The sequence below is a fragment of the Gilliamella sp. B2785 genome (genome assembly GCF_026537005.1).
In the GTDB taxonomy this organism is placed as follows: domain Bacteria; phylum Pseudomonadota; class Gammaproteobacteria; order Enterobacterales; family Orbaceae; genus Gilliamella; species Gilliamella apicola_E.
Map to the genome: position 1 here is coordinate 1 of NZ_JAFNNC010000012.1, position 23,125 is coordinate 23,125.

Here is a 23,125-nt window from a genome sequence, read left to right on the forward strand (position 1 = left end):
AGGGCTGCGTATACTACGCTACACCTTTTTATTCGTCAAGATCTTTTTTTAAAAAATTTGATCTTGTTCACCAACTTCATTATCGTCTGCTTTCGCTGACGCCGTGTCAGTGGATGCGCATTATAGAGCCTTAGAAAAATCATGCAAGCGATTATTGCAAATTTATTTCCGTTTGTGTTTTTTTTACACATGACGCTGTGAAAATAAACTAATTTTATACAAATTTTACAAACTTTCTTTAATTTACTATTGATTATATAATTGCTTTTTTTCTATTTCAGTCTAACTTTTTAAGTGGATTTTTTATGCCTTTCACTTTTGCACATCCAGCAATTGTTTTACCTTTTTACAAAAAGCCTAAATTTTTTTCCATGACAACCTTAATTATAGGTAGTATGTCACCTGACTTTGAATATTTTCTTAGAATGAAAATAAAAAGTGATATGAGCCATACTTTATTAGGTATCTTTTATTTTGATCTACCAATAACATTAATGGTTGCTTTTATCTTTCACTTTATTATTCGTAATGAATTGATCAAGAATTTGCCCCATTTTCTTTATAAACGATTTGCTCATTATCTAAATTTTAATTGGAGTGAATATTGCTACCATCACTGGTTTATTGTCATAACTTCTGCATTAATTGGCGCACTATCTCATTTAGGTTGGGATAGTTTTACCCACTTAACGGGCTTTTTTGTACAGCACCTACCTTTTTTACAACAGACAATTTCATTAAAAAATATTAATATTCCTATCTACCAATTACTCCAACATGGAAGTACTTTGATAGGATTTAGTTTAATATGTCTCTTTATTTTCAGATTACCGATCTTGGTTGATAAGACAAATAAAATTAGCTTTCTATATTGGGGGACAGTGTTTTTGATTTTTTTAAGTTGTTTTTCTCTTTTTTTCGCCAATACTATTCATACCTTTGGTCAAAGTGTGGTGAACTTTATTAATGCACTATTTTTGGGGTTAATATTATCACCTCTTATCGTGAAAATTATACGGCACTAATTTTAAATGCCGTATAACAATAGTATTTTTAGAAAATTATGACTCTGCTTTTATTTTATTGGGTAAATCCGCCAAGCTATCAATTACCCAATCAGCTTGCGCTAATGCTTCTTCAGTAATGGCATCACCGGTTTTCACCAAAACCGTTTTTTTAACTCCGGCCTTTTTCCCCGACAATAAATCAGACACTCGGTCACCGACCATATAAGAGTTGGCAATATCAATTTTTAACTCTTTCGCTGCTGTTTGTATCATACCGGGATTTGGTTTTCGACATTCACAGTCATCAACCAGAGGATCATGTGGGCAATAATAAACACCATCAATATCAACACCTCGGTCTTGTAGTGACCAATCCATCCATTCTGTTAAGGTATTGAATTGCTCGTCAGTAAATATGTTTCTCGCAATACCAGATTGGTTAGTTGTAATAACAAGTAAAAAACCCATTTCTTTGAGTTCTCGCATTGCATCAATTACACCATCAATAAAGTGGAATTTATCAATAGTGTGTACATAATTGTAATCTATATTAATTGTACCATCTCGATCTAAAAATATAGCAGGCTTCATGTTTAATCATCTTCCTTTTATAGAGGTGTCTATCTAGCTTTATATAGGATATTATCGATTGACATAGATGTCTAGACGTCTTAATATTTATCCATTCCTTTTTATTAGTATATATCATGATAAAACTTGAACACATCTCAAAAAATTTTGAGCACAATAAAACCACTATCCATGCTTTAAAGGACATTTCATTAAATGTTCCTCAAGGTAAAATTTATGGTGTTATTGGTAAGTCAGGCGCAGGTAAAAGCACATTAATACGTTGTGTCAATCTATTAGAAAAACCAACCAGTGGAAAAATATTTTTTGACAACCAAGATATCACCCATTTATCTAATCGAAAATTAATTGAAGTACGCCGAAAGATTAGCATGATTTTTCAGCATTTTAATTTGTTATCATCTAGAACTGTATTCGATAACATTGCTTTTCCACTTGAACTAAATAAAACACCTAAAAAGGTAATCAAGCAAAAAGTAAATGAGCTTATTGAACTTGTAGGTTTAAGTGAAAAGGCTGATGTCTATCCAGCTAATTTATCGGGTGGACAAAAACAACGCGTCGCTATTGCTAGAGCGTTAGCAAGTGATCCTAAAGTATTATTATGTGATGAAGCAACCAGTGCCCTTGACCCTGAAACAACACGTTCTATTTTAGCATTATTAAAAGATATCAACCAAAAACTAGGTTTAACCATTTTATTAATCACTCATGAAATGGATGTTGTTAAACAGATTTGCGACCAAGTAGCAGTTATTAGTAACGGAGAATTAGTTGAACAATCTTCAGTCGGTGAAATGTTTTCGCATGCTAAAACAGATATTGCAAGGCAATTCATTCAATCAACATTACACCTTACTATTCCAGATGATTATTTGGCTAGACTAACACCAGTACATAAAGACGGACTTAATCCACTTGTTCGTTTAGAATTTTCTGGTGTATCGGTAGATTTACCTTTACTGTCTCAAATAGCTAAAGAATTCGAAGTTGATAGTAATATTATCAGCGCTCAGATGGATTATGCGGGTGGCGTTAAATTTGGTTTGATGTTAACTGAAATGAAAGGAAAACAGAAAAGTACTGCATCAGCAATTGCGTTTCTAGAAAAAAATAATACTAAAGTTGAGGTTTTAGGCTATGTTTGATTTTATTCCTTCATTTAAACCATTTGAATCGATTTTTCGCTATTTAGCTCAACATGGTTTCTGGGAAGATTTTGTTACATTTTGTTCTTCATTTAATGGTTTTAGTGAAGCAATGCTATTCAAAATGGCACAAGCAACCGATGATACTATTTATATGGTGTTGTTATCAGGTTTTTATGGAACGTTAATTGGATTACCATTAGGTATATTGTTGTATGTCACCCGAAAAGGAAACATACTTGAAAATGACATTGTAAATTTTACATTCTCTTTTCTCACAAATATATTTCGAGCAATTCCTTTTATTATATTAATTTTATGGATAAAACCTTTCACAGTAGAAGTAATGGACATTATAACCGGCCAAGCCACCTTTTTAGGTAGACAAGGTGTTATTGTTCCGCTTAGTGTAGGTGTTGCGCCTTTAATTGCAAAAATGATTGAAAATGCTTTACTGGATATTCCTAAAGGTTTAATTGAAGCTGCTCGTTCAATGGGAGCCACACCATTACAGATTATATATAAAGTTCTTATTCCTGAATCTCTACCTATTATTATTAATAGCATGACAATAACACTGATAACATTAACAGGCTATATTGCACTCAGTGGAGCTGTTGGAGCTGGAGGCTTAGGACAATTGGCTATTCAATATGGCTATAATAGTTACAAACCCGCTATAATGAATACAGTTGTTATTTTATTAGTTATATTAGTATTCCTAATCCAAGCTATTGGCAATAGGATTGTAAGGTATGTTACTCATCATTAATTTTGGAGAAAATTATGTCAATTAAACAGCTAGCGCTAGCCACTACTTTGGTAAGTGCATTTTTTTTAACAGGTTGTGATAATAAACAATCGTCTGTAACTGATAACAAACCAGCAGAACCAGCAAAAGTAAGTACAATTAAAGTTGGTGTAATTTCAGGTCCTGAACAAGAAGTAGCAGAAGTAGCCAAACAACAAGCTAAAAGCCTTTATAATCTTGATGTTGAACTTGTGATTTTTAATGATTACGTTACTCCAAATCAAGCATTAAATGATGGATTAATTGATATTAACGCTTTTCAACATAAACCATATTTAGATGAACAAATCAAAGAAAGAGGTTATAAATTAACTGTTGTTGGTAACTCATTTGTTTACCCTATTGCAAGTTACTCACACAAATTAAAACCGATTGAGAATAACAGTGAAACTGGGGAAGGTGTAAAAGTAACCTCACCTCGAGGCGAAACGTTCTTTATTCCAGCTAAATCAACAATTGCCATTCCTAATGATCCTACAAATTTAGGTCGTGCATTACTTTTATTACAACATGAAGGTTTAATTACTGTTGATAAGACAAAAGGTTTATTGCCAACTGTACTTGATATCACAAGTAACCCATATGAATATAAAATTATCGAACTAGAAGCTCCGATGCTACCTCGTTCGCTAGATGATTCGCAAGTCGATCTTGCTATTATTAACAATGCATTTGCTGGACAAGCAAATTTAACACCAAGCAAAGATGGTATTTTTGTTGAAGATAAAGAGTCTCCATATGTTAACATTATCGTATCGCGTGAAGCGGATAAAGATAATGAAAATGTAAAAAACTTTGTTAAAGCTTACCAAACTGATGCAGTAGCGCAAAAAGCTGACCAAATTTTTAATGGTGGCGCAATTCGTGGTTGGTAAATTAGCAAGCTATAATTTATTATATTCCGTCGGCATTCGTCGACGGAAATCATTAAAATAATTAAATAAAGAATCAACAATGACATATCAATTTGAACCAATTGGTATCATCCAGTCACCTTATGTTGAAAAATTTGCAGTGCCTCGTCAACCCAATCTGGTCAAAGCTGCTCAAGGTGAACTACATTTACTTACACCATATAACAATCCTATCAGTGTCAAAGGATTAGAACAGTTTTCTCATCTATGGCTTTTATTTCATTTCCACCATATTGAGCCAACCAAAAGGAGATTAACGGTACGTCCACCTCGTTTAGGAGGAAACAAAAGTTTAGGCGTATTTGCAACAAGATCTCCATATAGACCTAATAATATTGGTCTTTCAGTTGTTGAATTAATAGATATTATTGTTGAAAAAAATCAGGTGATTTTGAAGTTAGGGGGATTAGATCTCGTAGATGGCACACCTATAATTGATATAAAACCCTACTTACCTTACTGTGATAGCCATCCTGATGCGAAAGCGGGTTACGCTCAAATGCTTCCTGAACAGAAACTTGAAGTTTCATTCTCAGCTAACGCTAAATTATTTATTGAATCCCAACAAGATTATCCACAACTAACCGAATTAATTGAACAAGTAATATCTCAAGATCCAAGACCAGCTTATAAACAAAAAAACAACCATGAGCAAACTTATGCAATCTCACTATATCATTTTAATATTAAATGGAAGGTGATAGGCTGCTTAGCCGTTATTGAAAATATACATATTATTGAACGGTAATGTTAATTTATTTAAACGATAAATTTACAAAACAATGAGATATGTAATTAAATATTTTTTTTGTAAAAATTCTTTACAAAAGAATTACATAATACCGATAATATAGGTTGGTAAGAAAGCTTAATTCTGCTAAATTAAATGAGGGTTTAATTCCCTATATTTCACTTTGCCACTAAAGTTTTAATAATTTTAGTGGCACCTTTTATTTGCATCAATGATAATTGTTATTTTTCTTATTTCTCAATTCAGCAATATCTATCGCATCAAACAGATAATGTTTTCCACAATAATCACAATGAATGTCAATTTTGCCATCGTCTTCATTAAGAATCTCATCAATTTCCTTGGCTGGTAATGTCATTAAACTATCTTCACAACGTTGTCGTGAACAACCACATTTAAATACAATTTGTTGAGTTTCAAATAAGCGAACTTCTTCTTGATTATAAAGACGATATAAAATTTCATCAGTAGGAAGTTGAAACATCTCTTGGCTAGTGATGGTTTCAGTTAATGTGCTTAGAAGCTCAAATGACTCTTGAGTATTTTCATTTGCAGGTAACACTTGCAATAAAATCCCTGCAGCCATCGGTGTGTTATTATGCACTCCAGTTTTAACGAATAAACGAGTTGGCAGTTGTTCAGACTGCATAAAATAATTTTCAATACAGCCAGTTAGCGTTTCTTTTTCTAATCCAACGATGCCTTGATAACGTTCGCCTTTTTTAGGCGTGATGGTAATTACAATGTAACCGTTGCCAACCATCTCCCTAAGAGTAGCATTATCGGCAATTTCACCATTTACTCGCGCAACACCACGTAATTCTTGTAGATTATTGCCATTTACCACTGCTAATGTTAATGGCCCATCCCCCTGTAATTGCACAGCAATATCACCATCGAATTTCAATGTAGCGGTTAATAAACTGGTGGCTACTAATAATTCACCTAATAAATTCTGTACTGGAATAGGATAATTATGGTTTTCTAAAATAGATTGGTATGTTTTTTCAAGTCGCGTGATTTCCCCTCGAACAGGATGATTATCAAATAAAAACCGATTTAAAGTATCCATATTAATTGCCTTGTTGTCTTTCATATTTAAATTTAATTAATGTACGCCGCTCTTTTTTATCAGGTCGCCGGTCCGGATGCGGCATGGCTAATGCATTAAGTTTTCTTGCCTGAGCAATATTTTCACGTTTTTCAATGCTCTCTGGGGTTTCTTGGTAAAGATATTCAGCTTCTCTTGCGGTTCTACGCTGGTCATTAATGGCTAAAACTCGAATTGTCTTTTGCTCATTACCTTGCCTAAGCACTATCATCGCCCCAACTTCAACTATTTTGCTTGGCTTTGCTCGTTGGCCATTATAATGAACTTTTCCACCTTCAATCATTTCACGAGCAATGGAACGCGTTTTATAAAACCGCGCGGCCCATAACCATTTATCTAATCTGACGAGATGCATTGTTTCCTCGTTTAAGACTTAATACATTTACAACTAATATAAGTATCGTTTTATTAAAATCAATGTTGTGAATGGATTGAATAATCATTGCCACCTGTCGAAAAAACTCCAGATAAACTAAATGGAGCTATCTTACCGCGCAAATCAGCTCGATAATTTAACGACTCTGGAGGATTCTGTACTAACTTCCATCGATTAAGCAGTTCACTTGTGGTACCTTTGCTAATGAGGTGGAATGATTCAAATTCAGAATGCAAAGGATTAATTATTGCAGTTGAGTCAATTATTCCGCCATTAACTAATGCATTAAAACTTAATAATGTGCGATGCTGAGGATCAATATCTACCGACACACTAGGATATTTAATACTTACTTTATTAACTGAAGCATTATTAGCTTTAAGAAATAGTGAGCCCGAATATAACCCAAATTTGTTGTCTTCAACTAAGCTCACATTTTTCCCCGAAACATCAAAGTTTGCAATGTTAAAAGGATAATCAGATTTAATGCTGGTTAACATACTTTGCAATATGATTAACTGATCAACGTCAACACGATTAAATATATCTGGTAATAACGGTTGTTTTGCTTCATCAGATAATTCATAACTGATGCCTGTCAACAATAACTTATTCAAATGTAATGAATTATTTTTCCAACTACCATCTAAATGAACATCACCGTTATGCCATCGAGCAACTGCTTTTTTGATATCTATTTCATTATCTTTAAAAGACAATTGAAGCAATAAAGAAGAATATATTTGATCAAACCAAACCACATTATCTGCATTAAAAATAAAGGAAGTTTCATTCAGATTCCACTGATTATCATAACTAATATTGGTTATTTCAAAATTTCCCTTAGCAATAATTAAATTAGGTAATTGAATATTACTGTCTAAAATTAAAAGTTCTTCTAACCTAAACTTTGGAAATTTAGGCAAATACTTATTTAATTCAGTATAATCATCTGGTTGAAAACGGATATTATTTAATCTTAATTGGGCTATATCTAAGCTACCATCGGCTAATACTTTTAATTTACTAACAAAAAAACCATTATCCATATTACCGCCTAAATTGGTGATTGCTGTAACCCCATCACGATAATATCCTTGTAACAATATTTTGTTTATCGGTATCTGATTAAATGATGCTTTTTGTGAAGTGAAATCAAATTGATATGGCTCTTTACTACTTAAATCAAAGGGTTTAATGCGGCCATCAACGCCTTTTAAAGAAAGAGAATCTTGCTCATCATTAAACGAAAAATTTATTGTAGAATTATAAAACTTTAATACATTAGCCGAAAAATTAGTAATATCAACACCATTAAATTCACCATCAATCACATTAATATAATTAAAATGATGAAGTTGCCATAAATTTTTCTTATCAAAACCAATAGTTAACTTTCCAATTTTAGTCACTTCTTGCTTATCATTTATTACCAATAAATTATCAATACTTAACTCATAAAAATTAGCTAATGAATGATTTATCTTACCAATTGAAATAGTGTATGGTCCAAGCTTTGATAATTGTTGACTCAGTACTTTTGCTCCATAATTGGTTTGCAAGGCAAAATAACTAACTACAATTAACAACCAGATAATCGAAAAGAGCAAAATTAAACAAGATCGTAACCGTCTCATAAATAAGCAGTATAGTAATAAAAATGGATTAAAATTTATATAACAATACCTGATTTTGGGTAAAATAGCACTTGATTTTAATATAAATGATTTGTTGTTAAACTAGTTTTAACGTTAATATATAGCCAATTATGACTTTAGAATAACAAATTCACGGAATTAATCTTCATCCTTTGATTAAGGTGAAAAATTCTTTTTTATTGACCATATAAACAGGAAAAAATCGAGATGAAACAGATCCCAATGACAGTAAGGGGAGCCGAATTATTACGAGCAGAACTTGAAGAACTTAAAAATATTAAAAGACCTCAAATTACTGCTGCTATTGCAGAAGCCAGAGCGCACGGAGATTTAAAAGAAAACGCGGAATATCATGCAGCAAGAGAACAACAAGGTTTTTGTGAAGGTCGTATTCAAGAAATCGAAGGCAAATTATCTCAAGCGCAAATTATTGATATTACCAAAGTAAAAAATACTGGACGCATAATTTTTGGTGCCACAGTGACTGTAATTAATATCGATACCGATGAAGAAACAACTTATCGAATTGTTGGCGATGATGAAGCAGATTATAAACAAAATTTAATTTCGGTTAACTCACCTATCGCTCGAGGTCTTATTGGTAAAGAAGATGGTGATACCGTCCAAATCAAAACACCAGGCGGTAATGTTGAATTTGATATTGTTAAAGTTGAGTATATCTAATAAAACTCAACTGCAATAAAAAAACAGGGCTATTGCCCTGTTTTTTTATTTGGGTAAAGTAATTTTCTTATCTTCGCTAGGTCTAAATACCGTAAAAATAGATCCGACTTGTTGAACGGGTAATGCATTTGTTTCGCGGATAATAGCTTCACAAATTAATTTTTTCGTTTCACGATCTTCGGCAGCGATTTTAATTTTAATTAACTCATGGAAATTTAGTGCATTTTCGATTTCGGCAAGAACGCCTTCGGTAAATCCATTAGCACCAATCATCACTATCGGTTTTAAATGATGAGCTTCACTTTTTAAGTACTGTTTTTGTTTATTCGATAAATTCATTAATTTTTTATCACATTAAGTTGCAATTTTGCTATTCTACCCTTATATATATTTGTAATCAATTGAAGTAACCTCTATACACTAAGGATTTATTCGCTGTGAGTAACAAAAAACGCTCAGCAAGTTCTACTCGTTGGCTAAATGAACATTTTAAAGATCGCTTTGTACAACAAGCACAAAAAAAAGGCCTGCGTTCTAGAGCATGGTTTAAATTAGAAGAAATACAAAAAAGTGACAAACTATTCAAACCAGGAATTACTGTCGTGGATTTAGGGGCAGCACCGGGCGGATGGTCACAATATGTTGCATCACTCATCGGTAATAAGGGACGAATTATTGCTTGTGATTTATTACCGATGGATCCAATAGTTGGCGTTGATTTCTTGCAAGGTGACTTTAGGGATGAAGCCGTATTAAATACCTTACTTGAGCGCGTTGGTGAAGAGAAAGTACAAGTTGTTATGTCAGATATGGCTCCGAATATGAGTGGACAGCCTGCAGTTGATATACCAAGAGCTATGTATTTAGTTGAACTTGCATTAGATATGTGTAAAGACGTTCTTGCACCTAATGGGAGTTTTATTGTAAAAGTATTCCAGGGCGAAGGCTTTGAAGAATATCTAAAAACAGTTAGATCGCTGTTTAAAACAGTCAAAATTCGAAAGCCTGAAGCTTCGCGCGCACGGTCTCGAGAAGTATATATTGTAGCAATGGGGATGAAGTAGCCAGCCGTACAATTTTGTAGTACCATACTTGGTTAATTTTAGTCGTAACTGTTAATTTTATGAGAGGTTTTTCTTTTGAACGACATGGTAAAGAATTTACTGATCTGGGGCGTTATCGCGGTAGTATTGTTTGCTGTATTCAACCAATTCAGCGCGTTATCCAATAGCGGTCCTCAAGTCGATTATACCAAATTTAATTCGGATGTAACGAGCGGCAAACTCAAAGAAGTACATATTAATGGTCGCGAAATTGTTGCTACAACTAAAAGTAGTAGTAATTATGTTACTTATATCCCTTACCTTGATGAAAAACTAGTCGATAACTTGGTGCTTAATGATATTGCTGTTTACGGCAGTCCAGATGAAAAACCAAGCTTATTAGTTAGTATCTTGATTTCTTGGTTTCCAATTATCTTATTACTTGGTTTTTGGTTCTTTGTTATGCGCCAAATGCAAGGCGGGGGTAAAGGTGGCCCAATGTCGGTAGGCAAAAGTAAAGCCAAAATGTTAACGCCTGACCAAGTTAAGACTAAATTTACAGATGTAGCAGGCAGTGAAGAAGCTAAACAAGAAGTAACAGAAGTCGTCGATTTTTTACGTGATCCTGGTAAATACCAAAAATTAGGCGGTCGTATTCCTAAGGGGATTTTAATGGTAGGACCTCCGGGTACGGGTAAAACATTATTAGCTAGAGCCATTGCGGGTGAAGCAAACGTGCCTTTCTTTAGTATTTCAGGTTCAGATTTTGTTGAAATGTTTGTCGGTGTTGGCGCATCACGTGTACGTGACCTCTTTGAACAAGCCCGTAAACATTCACCATGTATTATCTTTATTGATGAAATTGATGCTGTTGGTCGAAAACGTGGTGCCGGCTCAATGGGCGGACATGATGAACGCGAACAAACTCTAAACCAAATGTTAGTTGAAATGGATGGCTTTGAAGCTAACAGTGGTATTATCATTATTGCAGCAACAAACCGTGCGGACATTCTCGATCCTGCATTACTTCGTCCGGGTCGTTTTGACCGTCAAGTTCAAATTGATTTACCTGACTTAAAAAGCCGTGAACAAATTCTGGCAGTACATGTACGTAAAGTGCCTTTAGGTTCTGATGTTAATCTAGCAGTATTAGCTCGCGGAACACCAAATTATTCCGGTGCTCAATTAGCTAATTTAGTTAATGAAGCTGCGCTATTTGCCGCGCGTCGTAATAAACGTTTAGTCACGATGGATGAGTTTGAAGAGGCCAAAGATAAAATCGATATGGGTACTCAACGTCGTTCGTTATCCATGACAAAAGAGCAATTAACCAATACAGCTTATCATGAAGCGGGACATGCAATTGTAGGTTATTTAATGCCAGATCATGATCCGCTTCATAAAGTAACTATTATTCCTCGAGGAGGGGCATTAGGTGTAGCCTTCTTCTTACCAGAAGGCGATCAAATTAGTCAAAGTCGTACTCAGTTAGAGTCTAAAATATCTACAGCTTATGCAGGAAGAATTGCCGAAGGCCTAATTTATGGTGAAGATAAAATTACCTCAGGTGCATCTAGTGATATACGATACGCTTCTAACATAGCCAGAGCAATGGTTACACAGTGGGGTTTCTCAGATCGTTTACCACCTGCATTATTTGAATATGAAGAATCTTCTTATGGAATCATGAAAAAAATATCTGATGGTACAGCAAAAATTATTGATGAAGAAGTTGATGCAATCCTTCAACGAAACTATCAACGAGCTAAAACAACACTAACTGAAAATATTGATATTCTTCATGCAATGAAAGATGCTTTACTGAAATATGAAACAATTGATAAACAACAGATTGATGAACTGATGAATCGCCAGCCAGTCACACCACCAGAAGGCTGGACAGCCAGTGATGAAATAGCAGCTCAAGAAGTTCCGAATGAAGGTACACCACCTGAATCTGATGATTAATCTGTTTTAATTTTTATAACGCGCTACGGCGCGTTTTTTATCGGATAATTTAAATAAATCTAAAATAAAAGTGATTTTCAAAACAGGTAATAAACTTGAATGATTTTGCTATCGTTTAGCTTATAACAAAGCTTAGCGATAACAAAAAGCAGATGACTCAAATAAGGCATAATCATGGAAATTCGTTTCAACAATCAAATTATGGATCTCTCTTTTCCACAGGTAATGGGTATCGTAAACATGACGCCAGATTCTTTTTCTGATGGCGGTAATTATAACAATCTTGATGATGCCATGCGTCGAGTTGATAATATGATACAAGCAGGCGCAACATTTATTGATATAGGGGGCGAATCAACTCGCCCTGGAGCAGCCTTCGTCTCAGTTGAAGAAGAATTAGATAGAGTTGTGCCTTTAGTTGAAAAAGTGGCTCGCTATTTTGATGTTTGGATTTCCGTTGATACCTCTAAGCCTCAAGTTATGACTGAATCAGCAAAAGCAGGAGCACATTTAATTAATGATATCCGAGCATTAACTGAATCAGGTGCAGTCGAAGCCGCAGCTCAAACAGGATTACCGGTTTGCATTATGCATATGCAAGGCGATCCCCAAACTATGCAAAATGCTCCGCATTATCAACAAGACATCTATCAAGAAGTTGATCAATTTTTTGCTCAACATATCAATCGTTGCATAAACGCAGGAATTGAACGAGAAAAAATTATTCTTGATCCGGGTTTTGGGTTTGGTAAAACATTGGCACACAATTATCGATTACTAGCAACACTTGAAAAATTTCATCACTTTCATTTACCGCTATTAGTTGGCATGTCTCGCAAATCCATGATTGGACAAGTATTAAATGTTTCGCCTAAAGAACGTATGTTAGGTAGCGTTTCTTGTGCAGTAATTGCAGCCATGAAAGGTGCGCAGATTATTCGAGTTCATGACGTAAAAGAAACCTTTGATGCACTGCGAATTGTGCAAGCCACTTTAGCTGAACAGGAATAAACGCGTTTTAACTTTAACAAAATAAGCCATTATTTTATTAAAAAGGGAATTTTTAGACAAATACTATAAAAATCCCTTTTTGTTTTATGCTTGAGAATTTTCAATTTTTGGCATCACTGTTTCAAATAATTTTTAAACAATAAAAATACTTAGAAACATCATAAAACCAACATAATTATTATTTTGAAAAGCTTTAAAGCATCGAGTTCTATCACGATCATTGATTAACCATTGTTGATAAATAAACAGTAACGACACAACCAATAATCCACAATAATAAATAAAAGATAAATGATTATTGAGACCAATAATTATCAAGCAAATCAATGTTATTATCTGTAGAATGCCTATCCACAATTTATCATAGTAACCAAACAAAACAGCCGTCGATTTAATGCCAATTTTGATATCATCATTTCGATCAACCATGGCATATTCGGTATCATAAGCAACTGTCCAACAAATATTTGCCAAACACAATAACCAACAGGTTAACGGAAACTGTTCAATTGTGGCCGCATAGACCATTGGAATGCTCCAACTAAATGCAATTCCCAACACTATTTGAGGAAAATAAGTATAACGTTTCATAAACGGATAAATCATCGCAGTTAACAATGCAAAGCCAGCAATCAACCACGACAAAGCGTTTAAAAATAATAATAGACAAGCGGCCATTAATAATAATATCAATAATGTCCATTTAGCATTCTTTGCTGTTAATTCACCCTGCACTAACGGACGACTTTGAGTTCGCTCTACATGCGCATCAAAATGGCGATCAGCATAATCATTCACAACACAACCGGCGGATCGCATAACAATGACACCTAGCGTAAATATCAAAACCAGTTTTTCAGTTGGATAGGGATCAGCAAGCCATATTGCTGACAAAGTCGGCCAAAGTAGCAGTAAAATGCCGATTGGTTTATCTAACCGCATCAGTTTTATATAAGCTAACATATATCTATCCTCAATTATAATGGGCGGATTATACCTGATCTTGTTAAAGCTGCAATGCGGATAAATACCGTTTTTATTTGATGCTGCTACATGTGTAATCAATCAAGTCAATTTACCTAATATCGTGTCATATCCAAAACGGTTAATCTAACTAAATTGATTAATTGTGGTAATAAAGCGTTACAACAAAAGTAAATACTGCTCTGCCATCACGGCTAATGCCCGATAAAATTGGCTAACTTGATTATGTTTTAATTGATCTAGATAAGCTGATGACCAAGTCATTAAGTGTTCATCAATCAGTTGATTCGCCGCTTGCGTTTTTTGTTTTTCCAGCAATATCGCATAAGCCATTAACATTAAACCAAACTGATCTTCCGGCTCATTCATACCGGTATTAAGCGTTAAACCATGCTGCTGTAAAAATTGACGATAGCGCTCTTGCGATTCCCCCATTAATAGTTTTTCTTGATCCAAATAAACAGATCCCCAAGGCGGGGCCGGCATTTTGCCTTGCCCTTCAAACAATAACGAGAATTGATAATCCAGATCGGCATGGCTGATTTGCGTTGCCAATATCTGGCATTGCTGGCTAATGAGCTCTGGATTTTGCCAATCCGCCAGTTGGTCAATATGCAATAGAGCCTCAAGCAACGGTTCAACGGTTTGACTATTAGGCGGATAATAAAAAAAAGCACCCAGTACTTTTGCTAGGGTCGCACAAGTGAGATTATCGAATCTTTTCTCTTTATTCATTGACATTACTTGTTGTCGGTCAGTTATATTGTTAATTATAGCGGTATCATCCATAAATTATAAAAGGCAATACGGCCACAAACTTCAGCAATAAACACACAAGCAAAAGCAGTAAGATAAATTATTGCATTATGTTTGGCGTGGTTAATGTTAAAAGCAACCAATAGTAGTGCCACTATGATTAACATGCACTCGGCAATCATCCAACTTGCTTGCGCACAAGCCAGCTCCGGGCTTATGGTCGTCATTAAATTATAATAGGGAATTTTTAATAATATAATCAATACACTACCAATAATAAAAGCTGCATTGCCTAAACGATATAACCCAAGCATTGCACTAGCAATTCCACCCAACGCCAGCATCGCTGTATACATTTGAATTGCAGTATAGTTGGTATCCCATGTTTTCACTGTTGGTAGCATGTAAGTTAAAACAATCGTCCACACAAAAACTAAACTCAGTAGGATTAAGATGATGGCTATCAGCTGGTTGATATAGGGAAAGCGATTAATCTTTAAACAAAGCGGTTTAATCAATTTCAGTTTTTGGCTATCCGGATTGAGAGAAAAGTAGTGGATTAATACTGAGGCGAATGTAACACCAAATACCACACCAAAAGTGAAAATCTCATTACTCATCGGCGAACGTCCAATCCCATAGATCACATTTAACGCCCGCAAAGGGTGCCCTAAATGGAATGAGGCAAGCAGCATACCAATAGCCATAAAAACCAGTGCTAACAGATTAATTTTTTGACGAATAATGGGATTAGCTTGTGAACAATTCATTAAGCAAGATAAGCTGCTTAACAGCACCATTCCGGCAGATAATTGCCCAAATACCGTAAAAAAAACCAATGGTAATTCATGCATATTATACCTCCTCCGGATTGAGCACTTTTCCTTGTGTATCGCCTGAGCTTTTAGCCAAAGCATGTGGTTTGATAACAATATTCGGTTTAGTCAACTCTGCATTAGGCAAAGGGGCAATATTACGTTCATCACCATGACGCTCACGTAATTTCCCTATCTCGTCAAAGTCTAAAGCACGCTGTGGGCAAGATTCGACGCACACAGGCTTTAAGCCTTCGGCTACACGCTCATAACAACCATCGCATTTTGACATAACCCGCTTTTGATGATCAAACTGTGGCGCACCATATGGACAGCGCATTTCGCAATAGCGGCAACCAATACACACATCTTGATTAACAACCACTAAACCGTCTTGTTGGCGTTTATGCATCGCACCAGTTGGACAACCTTGCACGCAAGTTGGTTGCTCACAATGATTACATGAGATTGACAAATAATAAGTAAAAGTATCATTTTGCCAAATCCCGTCCACTTGTTGCCACGATCCACCACCATACTCATAAACTCGGCGAAAATGCACGCCCAGCGCATTATCTTTTTCGTCTTTACAGCTCAACTGACAGGTTTTACACCCGGTACATTTGGAAGAATCAATAAAGAATCCATATTGCATTTTAATCATCTCCCTTTTTAATTATGATGCCGCTGGCATAGTTGATAATGGTTTGATTTCAACCAAATTAGTATGCTGCGAATTTGACTTCGCTAACACTGACGGGCGCAATGAGGTTAAGCGATTAATACAACCACCAATATCCACGCCAGCCGCATTAGTTTTTGCCCATAGCCCTTGAGGTATAGCGATCACGCCCGGTAATATACGAGGCGTAACTTTAGCTGGAATATAAAGCCGACCACGATCATTAAATACTTCAACTAATTGCCCATGCTTAATTTGTCTTTGTTCAGCATCAATTGGATTAATCCAAACACTACTGGCAACAGCTTCTCGTAGTTGGGGAAGATTACTATAAGAGGAGTGACAATGCCCTTTAATATGAAATCCAATCATTTGCAGCGGATATTTATCGCGTTTTTGTTGATCCTCACTCCCTTCAATAGCAGGCAAATAAGCAGGAATTGGGTAGAGTTTATCGTCCGGCTCAATCTCCCATTCACCCGCTATTTTTGCCAGCGCTTCTGAATAAATTTCAATTTTGCCAGACGGGGTATTTAATGGCTGATTAATCGGATCATCCCGGAATGCTTTTAAGGCAATTTGCGCATCACTATCCGCTAATTTACGATCGACAATACCCTTACCGTCAGTGTCAGCAAAAGGCGGTAAATCAGGATTTTGCTTGCGCATTCTTTCATAGCTATACGCTATCCACTCATCTTGCGTTCGCCCTTCAGTAAATTTATCTTTAACGCCCATTTTTTCTGATAACTCAGTTAACACATCATAAGACGATCGATTTTCCCAAAGCGGCTTAATAGCCCGTTGCATACGAATAACATAATGGTAAGCACCGGATGCATAAGAATTATTAATTAAATCATTACTTTCCACAGATGATACATCCGGTAATAACAGATCAGCATAGCGTGCTGATGCGGTCATGTGAGTATCCCACACTAAGATAAATTCGCATTGAGATTCATCTTGTAAAATTTGGTGCGTTCGATTGAGATCGGCATGCTGATTACCAATTACATTACTGGCGTAACTCCAGATAAACTTGATACCGACATCCAATTTATCTTTACCAAGTATATAAGCATTCTTCGCGGTCATGCTCTGCGGTGATTCGATCGCTTTAGTCCATAAAAAAAATGGAATACTGGTTTTAATCGGATTTAATAAATTCAGACCCGGAACCGGATAAGTCACGCTTCCGCCCCAAGTACCAATATTGGTGCCCGGTTTACCAAATTGACCAGTGATAATAGGCAATATCATAATTGCTCTTGTAGTATGCTCACCATTTTGCCAACGTTGTGCTCCCCAGCCTTGCGAAATCCATGCTGCTTTAGCGTTGACAATATCTAAGGCAAGTTTACGAATTTGTTTAGCGGGGATACCGGTTTTTTTTGCTGCCCACTCCGGCGTTTTCGGTGTTCTATCATCACCTAAACCTAAAATATAAGATTTATAATCACTAAAAGGGGGTGCACTATCCGGCAATGAGTCAGCATTCCAACCCACACAATATTGATTAAGCATTGCCTCATCAATTTTATCTTCTTCCAGTAAAGCATAGCCAATTGCGGCAACTAACGCCGCATCGGTACCGGGAATAATCGGGATCCACTCGGCATTATAGCCAACTACACTTTCGCTACGCCTAGGATCGATAATAATCACTCTGGCTTTACTTTGCGCTAACGCATGAAACAGTTCCGTTACTTGCCCACCGCCTGACATTCGCGTTTCTGCAACATTATGTCCAAACATAACAACTAAATCTGAATGTTTAATTTGATCAATGAGCGACTCTTTAGCATTGCCATAAATATAAGGCTTAATAGCAGTTATCTGTCCACTTGAGTAATCGCCATGATAATTTAGATAACCACCGATAGTACTTAAAAACCGTCTACAAGCACTGCGTCCGGCGATATTTGCGCCGGTGGTACCTGTTCCATATTGACAATAAATAGCTTCATTGCCATAACGATTAATGGTGTATTTAAGTTTATCTGCCAATAAAGTTATTGCTTCATCCCAGCTAATACGTTTAAATTTACCTTCACCACGCTTACCTATTCGCACCATAGGGTATTTTAAACGCTCCGGATCGTAAGTTCGCCAGCGTACCGCTCGTCCCCGCAAACATGGGCGAATTTGATGTTGACCGAAGATAGGATCATTAATACCGTCTTCAGATGAGATTTTAGTAATAATATCGTTTTTAACATGGACTTTTAGTGGGCAGCGACTACCGCAATTCACTAAACAGGCGCTGTAGAAAATCTTTTCATCATTAGTGGGATTAGGTATCAATGCTTTATCGTGATTTGTTTCAGATGTTGCATAAGCAAAAGGTAATTGCAAATTATTTGCTACTGCTGCCACACCACCAATTGCTAGTGATTTTTGCAAAAAATCACGCCGAGTTATTTTGTTTTCTGACTTGCTCATCCTATTCCCTTATTTTTTATTTGGGATGTATTTATCATAATACTATAGATAGGATTATAAAACAGAAAAAAGGCTAAAATCGAAATTAACTTAAAATAAATTAATAAAATAAGAATTATTATCAATTAAAAATTTAATTTGATTTTTATTATCAATTTAATTTCATGCATCTTAAAGAAAGATTGGTATAATATGCCCATTTATTCGAATAAATAGAAAACTTATGTCACAATCCACTTATAATGCTGTTGATATTGAAGTCCTAAAAGGACTCGATCCTGTCCGCCATCGACCAGGCATGTATACTGATACTGCTCGCCCAAATCATTTGGGACAAGAGGTTATTGATAATAGTGTAGATGAAGCTATAGCAGGACATGCCCGCCAAGTTAAAGTTACACTCTATGAAGATAATTCACTTGAGGTTATTGATGACGGGCGAGGTATGCCGGTTGATATTCATCCTGATGAAGGTGTACCAGCTATTGAACTTTTACTTTGCCGTTTACATGCTGGAGGTAAGTTTTCCAACAAAAATTATCAATTTTCAGGCGGTTTGCATGGTGTTGGTATCTCCGTTGTTAATGCATTATCAAAGCGTGTAGAAGTTACTGTAAATCGTGATGGGCAAGTTTATCAAATCGCTTTTGAAAATGGTGATAAAGTTGAGGATTTACATGTAATAGGTACATGTGGTCGTCGAAATACCGGTACAAAAGTACGTTTTTGGCCTGATGAAAAGTATTTTGATTCACCACGATTTTCTGTACCCCGCTTAACTCATTTACTTAAAGCAAAAGCGGTACTCTGCCCAGGGTTAGAAATCATTTTCAAAGATAAAATTAACAATACTGAACAACGCTGGTGTTATCAGGACGGTCTAAAAGATTATTTAGTGGAATCTGTTAGTGGTTACACACTATTACCTGAAGAGCCATTTACTGGTAGTCATACCGGCGAAACAGAAGCAGTCGAATGGGCTTTACTCTGGTTACCAGAAGGTGGGGAACTTTTAACTGAAAGTTACGTTAACTTGATTCCAACTGTACAAGGTGGTACTCATGTTAATGGTTTACGTCAAGGTTTACTTGATGCTATGCGCGAATTTTGCGAGTTCCGTAATTTACTTCCTCGAGGCCTAAAGCTGACCGCCGATGATATTTGGGAACGTTGCGCATATGTGTTATCCGTAAAAATGCAGGAACCTCAATTTGCTGGTCAAACCAAAGAACGCCTTTCATCAAGACAAAGCGCTGCATTCGTTTCGGCAATTGTTAAAGATGCATTCAGTCTTTGGTTAAATCAAAATGTGCAAATTGCAGAATTATTGGCTGAAATGGTCATTTCAAGTGCGCAAAAACGCCTACGAGCATCTAAAAAAGTTATTCGTAAAAAGCTCACAAGTGGTCCTGCTTTACCTGGTAAATTGGCCGATTGTTCTTCACAGGATTTAAGTCGTACTGAACTATTTTTGGTAGAAGGTGATTCTGCAGGTGGTTCAGCCAAACAGGCACGAGATAGAGAATATCAAGCCATAATGCCATTAAAAGGTAAAATTTTAAATACTTGGGAAGTATCATCAGACGAGGTATTAGGCTCGCAAGAAATCCACGATATCTCGGTTGCCATAGGTATTGACCCTGATAGTGATGATTTAAGTCAATTGCGCTACGGTAAAATCTGTATTTTAGCTGATGCAGACTCAGATGGATTACATATTGCCACTTTGCTTTGTGCGTTATTTGTTCGTCATTTTCGGGCGATGGTTGAACATGGGCATATCTTTGTTGCTATGCCTCCGCTTTATCGTATTGATTTGGGTAAAGAAGTGCATTATGCCCTTGATGAAGAAGAAAAAGAAGGGATTTTAGATCAGCTTAAACGTAAAAAGGGTAAACCGAATGTACAACGTTTTAAAGGTTTAGGCGAAATGAATCCATTACAACTCCGTGAAACAACGATGGATCCTAATACTCGTAGATTAGTTCAGTTATCACTAGATAATGCAGAGGAAACCATGGCATTAATGGATATGCTGCTGGCTAAGAAACGAGCAGAAGATCGCCGAGAATGGTTACAAGAAAAAGGTGACCAAGTTGAACTTGATGTCTAATATACAGAATAATTTAGAGGAACAATAATGAGTGAGATAACTCATGACGGAGTAGAAGTTCAGTCGCTACGTACTTTTACAGAGAGCGCATATTTAAACTACTCAATGTATGTCATTATGGATCGTGCACTACCGTTTATTGGTGACGGTTTAAAACCTGTGCAACGCCGTATTGTTTATGCCATGTCAGAATTAGGGCTTAATGCTCAGGCTAAATTTAAAAAATCAGCTCGTACTGTAGGTGACGTGTTAGGTAAATACCATCCTCATGGTGATAGTGCCTGTTATGAAGCAATGGTGTTAATGGCACAACCATTCTCTTACCGTTACCCATTAGTAGATGGTCAAGGAAACTGGGGAGCTCCAGATGATCCTAAATCATTTGCGGCTATGCGTTATACCGAATCTCGTCTATCAAAATATGCAGAATTATTATTAGGCGAATTAGGGCAAGGCACTGTTGACTATACGCCAAACTTCGATGGTACCTTACAAGAACCTAAAATGTTGCCAGCTAGATTACCCAATATTTTATTGAATGGTACAACCGGCATTGCTGTTGGTATGGCAACTGATATTCCACCACATAATATTCGTGAAGTAGCAAATGCTGCTATTATGTTAGCAGATAACCCAAAAGCAACACTTAGTGAAGTGATGGCTCACATACAAGGCCCTGACTTTCCAACAGAAGCCGAGATTATTACTGCGCCAGAAGATATTGCTAAAATTTATCAAACTGGACGAGGCTCAATCCGCATGCGTGCAGTTTGGAAAAAAGAAGAGGGTGATATTGTTATTACTGATCTTCCTCATCAAGTTTCAGGTGCTAAAATCTTAGAGCAAATTGCTTCGCAAATGCGGGCGAAAAAATTGCCATTAATTGAAGATTTACGCGATGAGTCAGACCATGAAAATCCAACCCGTTTAGTGATTGTCCCAAGATCTAATAGAGTTGATTTAGAGCAAGTTATGAATCATCTATTTGCTACCACGGATCTTGAAAAAAGCTATCGCGTCAATATGAATATGATTGGACTTGATAATCGTCCATCAGTTAAAGGATTAGTTGAAATATTAACTGAATGGTTAGAATATCGACGCTTGACGGTAACACGTCGATTAAATTATCGTTTAGATAAAATCCTAAAAAGATTACATATTTTAGATGGCTTATTAATTGCGTTTCTAAATATTGATGAAGTTATTGAAATAATTCGTCATGAAGATGAACCAAAAGAAGAATTAATTAAGCGATTTGCCTTAAGTGAAACACAAGCAGAAGCTATTTTAGAGTTAAAACTTCGTCATTTAGCTAAATTGGAAGAGATGCGTATTAAAGGCGAACAAGCTGATCTTTCTAAAGAACGGGATCAACTACAAGCTCTACTTGCTTCACCAAGAAAACTCAGTAATTTAATCAAAAAAGAATTACAAGAAGACGCTGAAAAGTATGGCGATGAACGCCGTTCGCCAATCGTTGAGCGAAGTGAAGCTAAAGCGATCACTGAACAAGAATTAACACCTTCTGAACCCGTCTCAATTGTATTATCTGAAATGGGATGGGTAAGAGCGGCTAAAGGTCATGACATTGACCCCGTCGGATTAAGTTATAAAGCAGGCGATAGCTTTAAAGCTGCTGCAAAAGGTAAAAGTAACCAGCCAGTTGTCTTTATCGATTCAACTGGGCGAAGTTATGCTATTGAGCCAAATACTTTACCATCAGCTCGAGGACAAGGCGAGCCAATTACCGGTAAATTAGCATTACCAGCAGGTGCAACTATTGAACATGTTTTAATGTCAAACGATGAAGAACAAAAATTCTTACTTGCTTCTAGTGCCGGATACGGTTTTATTTGTCAATTTAGCGATTTAATTGCACGTAATCGTAACGGTAAAGCAGTAATTAATTTATCTAATAATTCAAATGTACTTGCACCGATTGAGATAGTATCAGAGGAAAGCTTGCTTTTATCAATTAGTCAAGCAGGTAGAATGCTTATCTTCCCGGTGAAAGATTTACCAGAGTTATCTAAAGGTAAAGGAAATAAAATTATCTCATTATCTGCCAGCGATGATAGCCTAGCTTATATGATGCTGATAACGCCTGAAACCTCACTGACGTTGTATGTTGGTAAACGCAAACTTACGCTTTCTTCTACTGATTTACAAAAATTTAGAGCAGAGCGTGCTCGTAAAGGAACATCACTACCGCGTGGATTACAAAAAATCGATCGAATTGAGGTAAACGAATAAT

20 protein-coding genes and 1 pseudogene are annotated in these 23,125 nt (G+C 36.1%); 11 read left to right on the forward strand and 10 right to left on the reverse strand.

Annotated elements, in window-relative coordinates:
• The first annotated feature begins 305 nt into the window (after positions 1 to 305).
• A complete protein-coding gene (locus J3U24_RS11185) occupies positions 306 to 1,025 on the forward strand; it encodes a DUF4184 family protein (RefSeq protein WP_267337252.1) in 720 nt (239 codons plus the stop codon).
• A gap of 36 nt (positions 1,026 to 1,061) precedes the next feature.
• On the opposite strand, the gene gmhB is transcribed toward J3U24_RS11185, so the two are convergent.
• Positions 1,062 to 1,598 (reverse strand): D-glycero-beta-D-manno-heptose 1,7-bisphosphate 7-phosphatase, encoded by a 537-nt coding sequence (gmhB, locus tag J3U24_RS11190; RefSeq protein WP_065562818.1) that lies wholly within the window; start codon positions 1,596 to 1,598, stop codon positions 1,062 to 1,064.
• 116 nt (positions 1,599 to 1,714) lie between these two features.
• Between gmhB and metN the strand changes: the two genes are divergently transcribed.
• From metN to tsaA, 4 genes are all read left to right on the forward strand, one after another.
• The gene (gene metN, locus J3U24_RS11195; RefSeq protein WP_267337251.1) at positions 1,715 to 2,746 is read left to right on the forward strand and encodes a methionine ABC transporter ATP-binding protein MetN; all 1,032 of its coding nucleotides are present in this window, start codon (positions 1,715 to 1,717) and stop codon (positions 2,744 to 2,746) included.
• Between the two features lie 112 nt (positions 2,747 to 2,858).
• On the forward strand, positions 2,859 to 3,518 hold the full coding sequence (locus tag J3U24_RS11200; protein WP_065562822.1) for a methionine ABC transporter permease: 660 nt from the start codon (positions 2,859 to 2,861) through the stop codon (positions 3,516 to 3,518).
• Between the two features lie 14 nt (positions 3,519 to 3,532).
• Positions 3,533 to 4,432, forward strand: coding sequence for a methionine ABC transporter substrate-binding lipoprotein MetQ (gene metQ, locus J3U24_RS11205; RefSeq protein WP_065733723.1), 900 nt, complete (start codon positions 3,533 to 3,535; stop codon positions 4,430 to 4,432).
• Positions 4,433 to 4,511: 79 nt separating this feature from the next.
• The gene (gene tsaA, locus J3U24_RS11210) at positions 4,512 to 5,219 is read left to right on the forward strand and encodes a tRNA (N6-threonylcarbamoyladenosine(37)-N6)-methyltransferase TrmO (protein WP_065562815.1); all 708 of its coding nucleotides are present in this window, start codon (positions 4,512 to 4,514) and stop codon (positions 5,217 to 5,219) included.
• A 211-nt stretch (positions 5,220 to 5,430) separates the two neighbouring features.
• On the opposite strand, the gene hslO is transcribed toward tsaA, so the two are convergent.
• Genes hslO through J3U24_RS11225 form a run of 3 tightly spaced genes read right to left on the reverse strand, consistent with a single transcriptional unit; the run spans position 5,431 to position 8,346 of the window.
• Entirely contained in the window at positions 5,431 to 6,318 is an 888-nt protein-coding gene (gene hslO, locus J3U24_RS11215; RefSeq protein WP_416380477.1) for an Hsp33 family molecular chaperone HslO, read from the reverse strand.
• The gene (gene hslR / locus J3U24_RS11220; protein ID WP_065733720.1) at positions 6,296 to 6,688 is read right to left on the reverse strand and encodes a ribosome-associated heat shock protein Hsp15; all 393 of its coding nucleotides are present in this window, start codon (positions 6,686 to 6,688) and stop codon (positions 6,296 to 6,298) included. Before hslR ends, hslO begins: the two co-directional genes overlap by 23 nt.
• Positions 6,689 to 6,747: 59 nt before the next feature.
• Entirely contained in the window at positions 6,748 to 8,346 is a 1,599-nt protein-coding gene (locus J3U24_RS11225; RefSeq protein WP_267337249.1) for a hypothetical protein, read from the reverse strand.
• A 228-nt stretch (positions 8,347 to 8,574) separates the two neighbouring features.
• Between J3U24_RS11225 and greA the strand changes: the two genes are divergently transcribed.
• Positions 8,575 to 9,051, forward strand: a complete 477-nt coding sequence (greA, locus tag J3U24_RS11230; RefSeq protein ID WP_065562811.1) for a transcription elongation factor GreA — start codon at positions 8,575 to 8,577, stop codon at positions 9,049 to 9,051.
• A 45-nt stretch (positions 9,052 to 9,096) separates the two neighbouring features.
• Here the strand turns inward: greA and yhbY are convergent, their stop codons facing one another.
• Positions 9,097 to 9,390: a ribosome assembly RNA-binding protein YhbY gene (gene yhbY / locus J3U24_RS11235; protein WP_065562810.1), complete on the reverse strand. Its 294-nt coding sequence runs from the start codon at positions 9,388 to 9,390 to the stop codon at positions 9,097 to 9,099.
• 98 nt (positions 9,391 to 9,488) lie between these two features.
• Between yhbY and rlmE the strand changes: the two genes are divergently transcribed.
• The 3 genes and pseudogenes from rlmE (at position 9,489) to folP (ending at position 13,073) form a co-directional block, all read left to right on the forward strand.
• Complete coding sequence (gene rlmE / locus J3U24_RS11240) at positions 9,489 to 10,115, forward strand: 23S rRNA (uridine(2552)-2'-O)-methyltransferase RlmE (protein ID WP_065562809.1); 627 nt, start codon at positions 9,489 to 9,491, stop codon at positions 10,113 to 10,115.
• 75 nt (positions 10,116 to 10,190) lie between these two features.
• Positions 10,191 to 12,044 (forward strand): annotated as a pseudogene (gene ftsH, locus J3U24_RS11245) (ATP-dependent zinc metalloprotease FtsH); the annotation flags it as partial.
• A 192-nt stretch (positions 12,045 to 12,236) separates the two neighbouring features.
• Positions 12,237 to 13,073 carry a dihydropteroate synthase gene (gene folP, locus J3U24_RS11250; RefSeq protein WP_065733717.1) on the forward strand — a complete coding sequence of 279 codons (837 nt, stop codon included), beginning with the start codon at positions 12,237 to 12,239 and terminating at the stop codon, positions 13,071 to 13,073.
• A 132-nt stretch (positions 13,074 to 13,205) separates the two neighbouring features.
• Here folP and ubiA read toward each other — a convergent pair whose 3' ends face one another.
• The 5 genes from ubiA to J3U24_RS11275 all read right to left on the reverse strand — a co-directional run bounded on the left by ubiA (position 13,206) and on the right by J3U24_RS11275 (position 18,755).
• Positions 13,206 to 14,036, reverse strand: coding sequence for a 4-hydroxybenzoate octaprenyltransferase (ubiA, locus tag J3U24_RS11255; protein ID WP_065733716.1), 831 nt, complete (start codon positions 14,034 to 14,036; stop codon positions 13,206 to 13,208).
• A 180-nt stretch (positions 14,037 to 14,216) separates the two neighbouring features.
• Entirely contained in the window at positions 14,217 to 14,792 is a 576-nt protein-coding gene (locus J3U24_RS11260; RefSeq protein WP_065733715.1) for a TorD/DmsD family molecular chaperone, read from the reverse strand.
• Between the two features lie 35 nt (positions 14,793 to 14,827).
• On the reverse strand, positions 14,828 to 15,667 hold the full coding sequence (locus tag J3U24_RS11265) for a dimethyl sulfoxide reductase anchor subunit family protein (protein WP_267337247.1): 840 nt from the start codon (positions 15,665 to 15,667) through the stop codon (positions 14,828 to 14,830).
• 1 nt (position 15,668) lies between these two features.
• Positions 15,669 to 16,283, reverse strand: a complete 615-nt coding sequence (locus tag J3U24_RS11270) for a DMSO/selenate family reductase complex B subunit (protein ID WP_267338058.1) — start codon at positions 16,281 to 16,283, stop codon at positions 15,669 to 15,671.
• A 21-nt stretch (positions 16,284 to 16,304) separates the two neighbouring features.
• Positions 16,305 to 18,755: a DMSO/selenate family reductase complex A subunit gene (locus J3U24_RS11275; RefSeq protein WP_267337246.1), complete on the reverse strand. Its 2,451-nt coding sequence runs from the start codon at positions 18,753 to 18,755 to the stop codon at positions 16,305 to 16,307.
• A 223-nt stretch (positions 18,756 to 18,978) separates the two neighbouring features.
• Between J3U24_RS11275 and parE the strand changes: the two genes are divergently transcribed.
• Positions 18,979 to 20,868, forward strand: coding sequence for a DNA topoisomerase IV subunit B (gene parE, locus J3U24_RS11280; protein WP_267337245.1), 1,890 nt, complete (start codon positions 18,979 to 18,981; stop codon positions 20,866 to 20,868).
• A 27-nt stretch (positions 20,869 to 20,895) separates the two neighbouring features.
• Complete coding sequence (gene parC / locus J3U24_RS11285; protein WP_267337244.1) at positions 20,896 to 23,124, forward strand: DNA topoisomerase IV subunit A; 2,229 nt, start codon at positions 20,896 to 20,898, stop codon at positions 23,122 to 23,124.
• Position 23,125 lies beyond the last annotated feature (1 nt).

Bases quoted from the DNA above. Each gene is read 5' to 3' on its own strand.
- J3U24_RS11185 (WP_267337252.1), top strand. From the start codon at position 306: ATGCCTTTCACTTTTGCACATCCAGCAATTGTTTTACCTTTTTACAAA.
- gmhB (WP_065562818.1), bottom strand. From the start codon at position 1,598: ATGAAGCCTGCTATATTTTTAGATCGAGATGGTACAATTAATATAGAT.
- metN (WP_267337251.1), top strand. From the start codon at position 1,715: ATGATAAAACTTGAACACATCTCAAAAAATTTTGAGCACAATAAAACC.
- J3U24_RS11200 (WP_065562822.1), top strand. From the start codon at position 2,859: ATGCTATTCAAAATGGCACAAGCAACCGATGATACTATTTATATGGTG.
- metQ (WP_065733723.1), top strand. From the start codon at position 3,533: ATGTCAATTAAACAGCTAGCGCTAGCCACTACTTTGGTAAGTGCATTT.
- tsaA (WP_065562815.1), top strand. From the start codon at position 4,512: ATGACATATCAATTTGAACCAATTGGTATCATCCAGTCACCTTATGTT.
- hslO (WP_416380477.1), bottom strand. From the start codon at position 6,318: ATGAAAGACAACAAGGCAATTAATATGGATACTTTAAATCGGTTTTTA.
- hslR (WP_065733720.1), bottom strand. From the start codon at position 6,688: ATGCATCTCGTCAGATTAGATAAATGGTTATGGGCCGCGCGGTTTTAT.
- J3U24_RS11225 (WP_267337249.1), bottom strand. From the start codon at position 8,346: ATGAGACGGTTACGATCTTGTTTAATTTTGCTCTTTTCGATTATCTGG.
- greA (WP_065562811.1), top strand. From the start codon at position 8,575: ATGAAACAGATCCCAATGACAGTAAGGGGAGCCGAATTATTACGAGCA.
- yhbY (WP_065562810.1), bottom strand. From the start codon at position 9,390: ATGAATTTATCGAATAAACAAAAACAGTACTTAAAAAGTGAAGCTCAT.
- folP (WP_065733717.1), top strand. From the start codon at position 12,237: ATGGAAATTCGTTTCAACAATCAAATTATGGATCTCTCTTTTCCACAG.
- ubiA (WP_065733716.1), bottom strand. From the start codon at position 14,036: ATGTTAGCTTATATAAAACTGATGCGGTTAGATAAACCAATCGGCATT.
- J3U24_RS11260 (WP_065733715.1), bottom strand. From the start codon at position 14,792: ATGAATAAAGAGAAAAGATTCGATAATCTCACTTGTGCGACCCTAGCA.
- J3U24_RS11265 (WP_267337247.1), bottom strand. From the start codon at position 15,667: ATGCATGAATTACCATTGGTTTTTTTTACGGTATTTGGGCAATTATCT.
- J3U24_RS11270 (WP_267338058.1), bottom strand. From the start codon at position 16,283: ATGCAATATGGATTCTTTATTGATTCTTCCAAATGTACCGGGTGTAAA.
- J3U24_RS11275 (WP_267337246.1), bottom strand. From the start codon at position 18,755: ATGAGCAAGTCAGAAAACAAAATAACTCGGCGTGATTTTTTGCAAAAA.
- parE (WP_267337245.1), top strand. From the start codon at position 18,979: ATGTCACAATCCACTTATAATGCTGTTGATATTGAAGTCCTAAAAGGA.
- parC (WP_267337244.1), top strand. From the start codon at position 20,896: ATGAGTGAGATAACTCATGACGGAGTAGAAGTTCAGTCGCTACGTACT.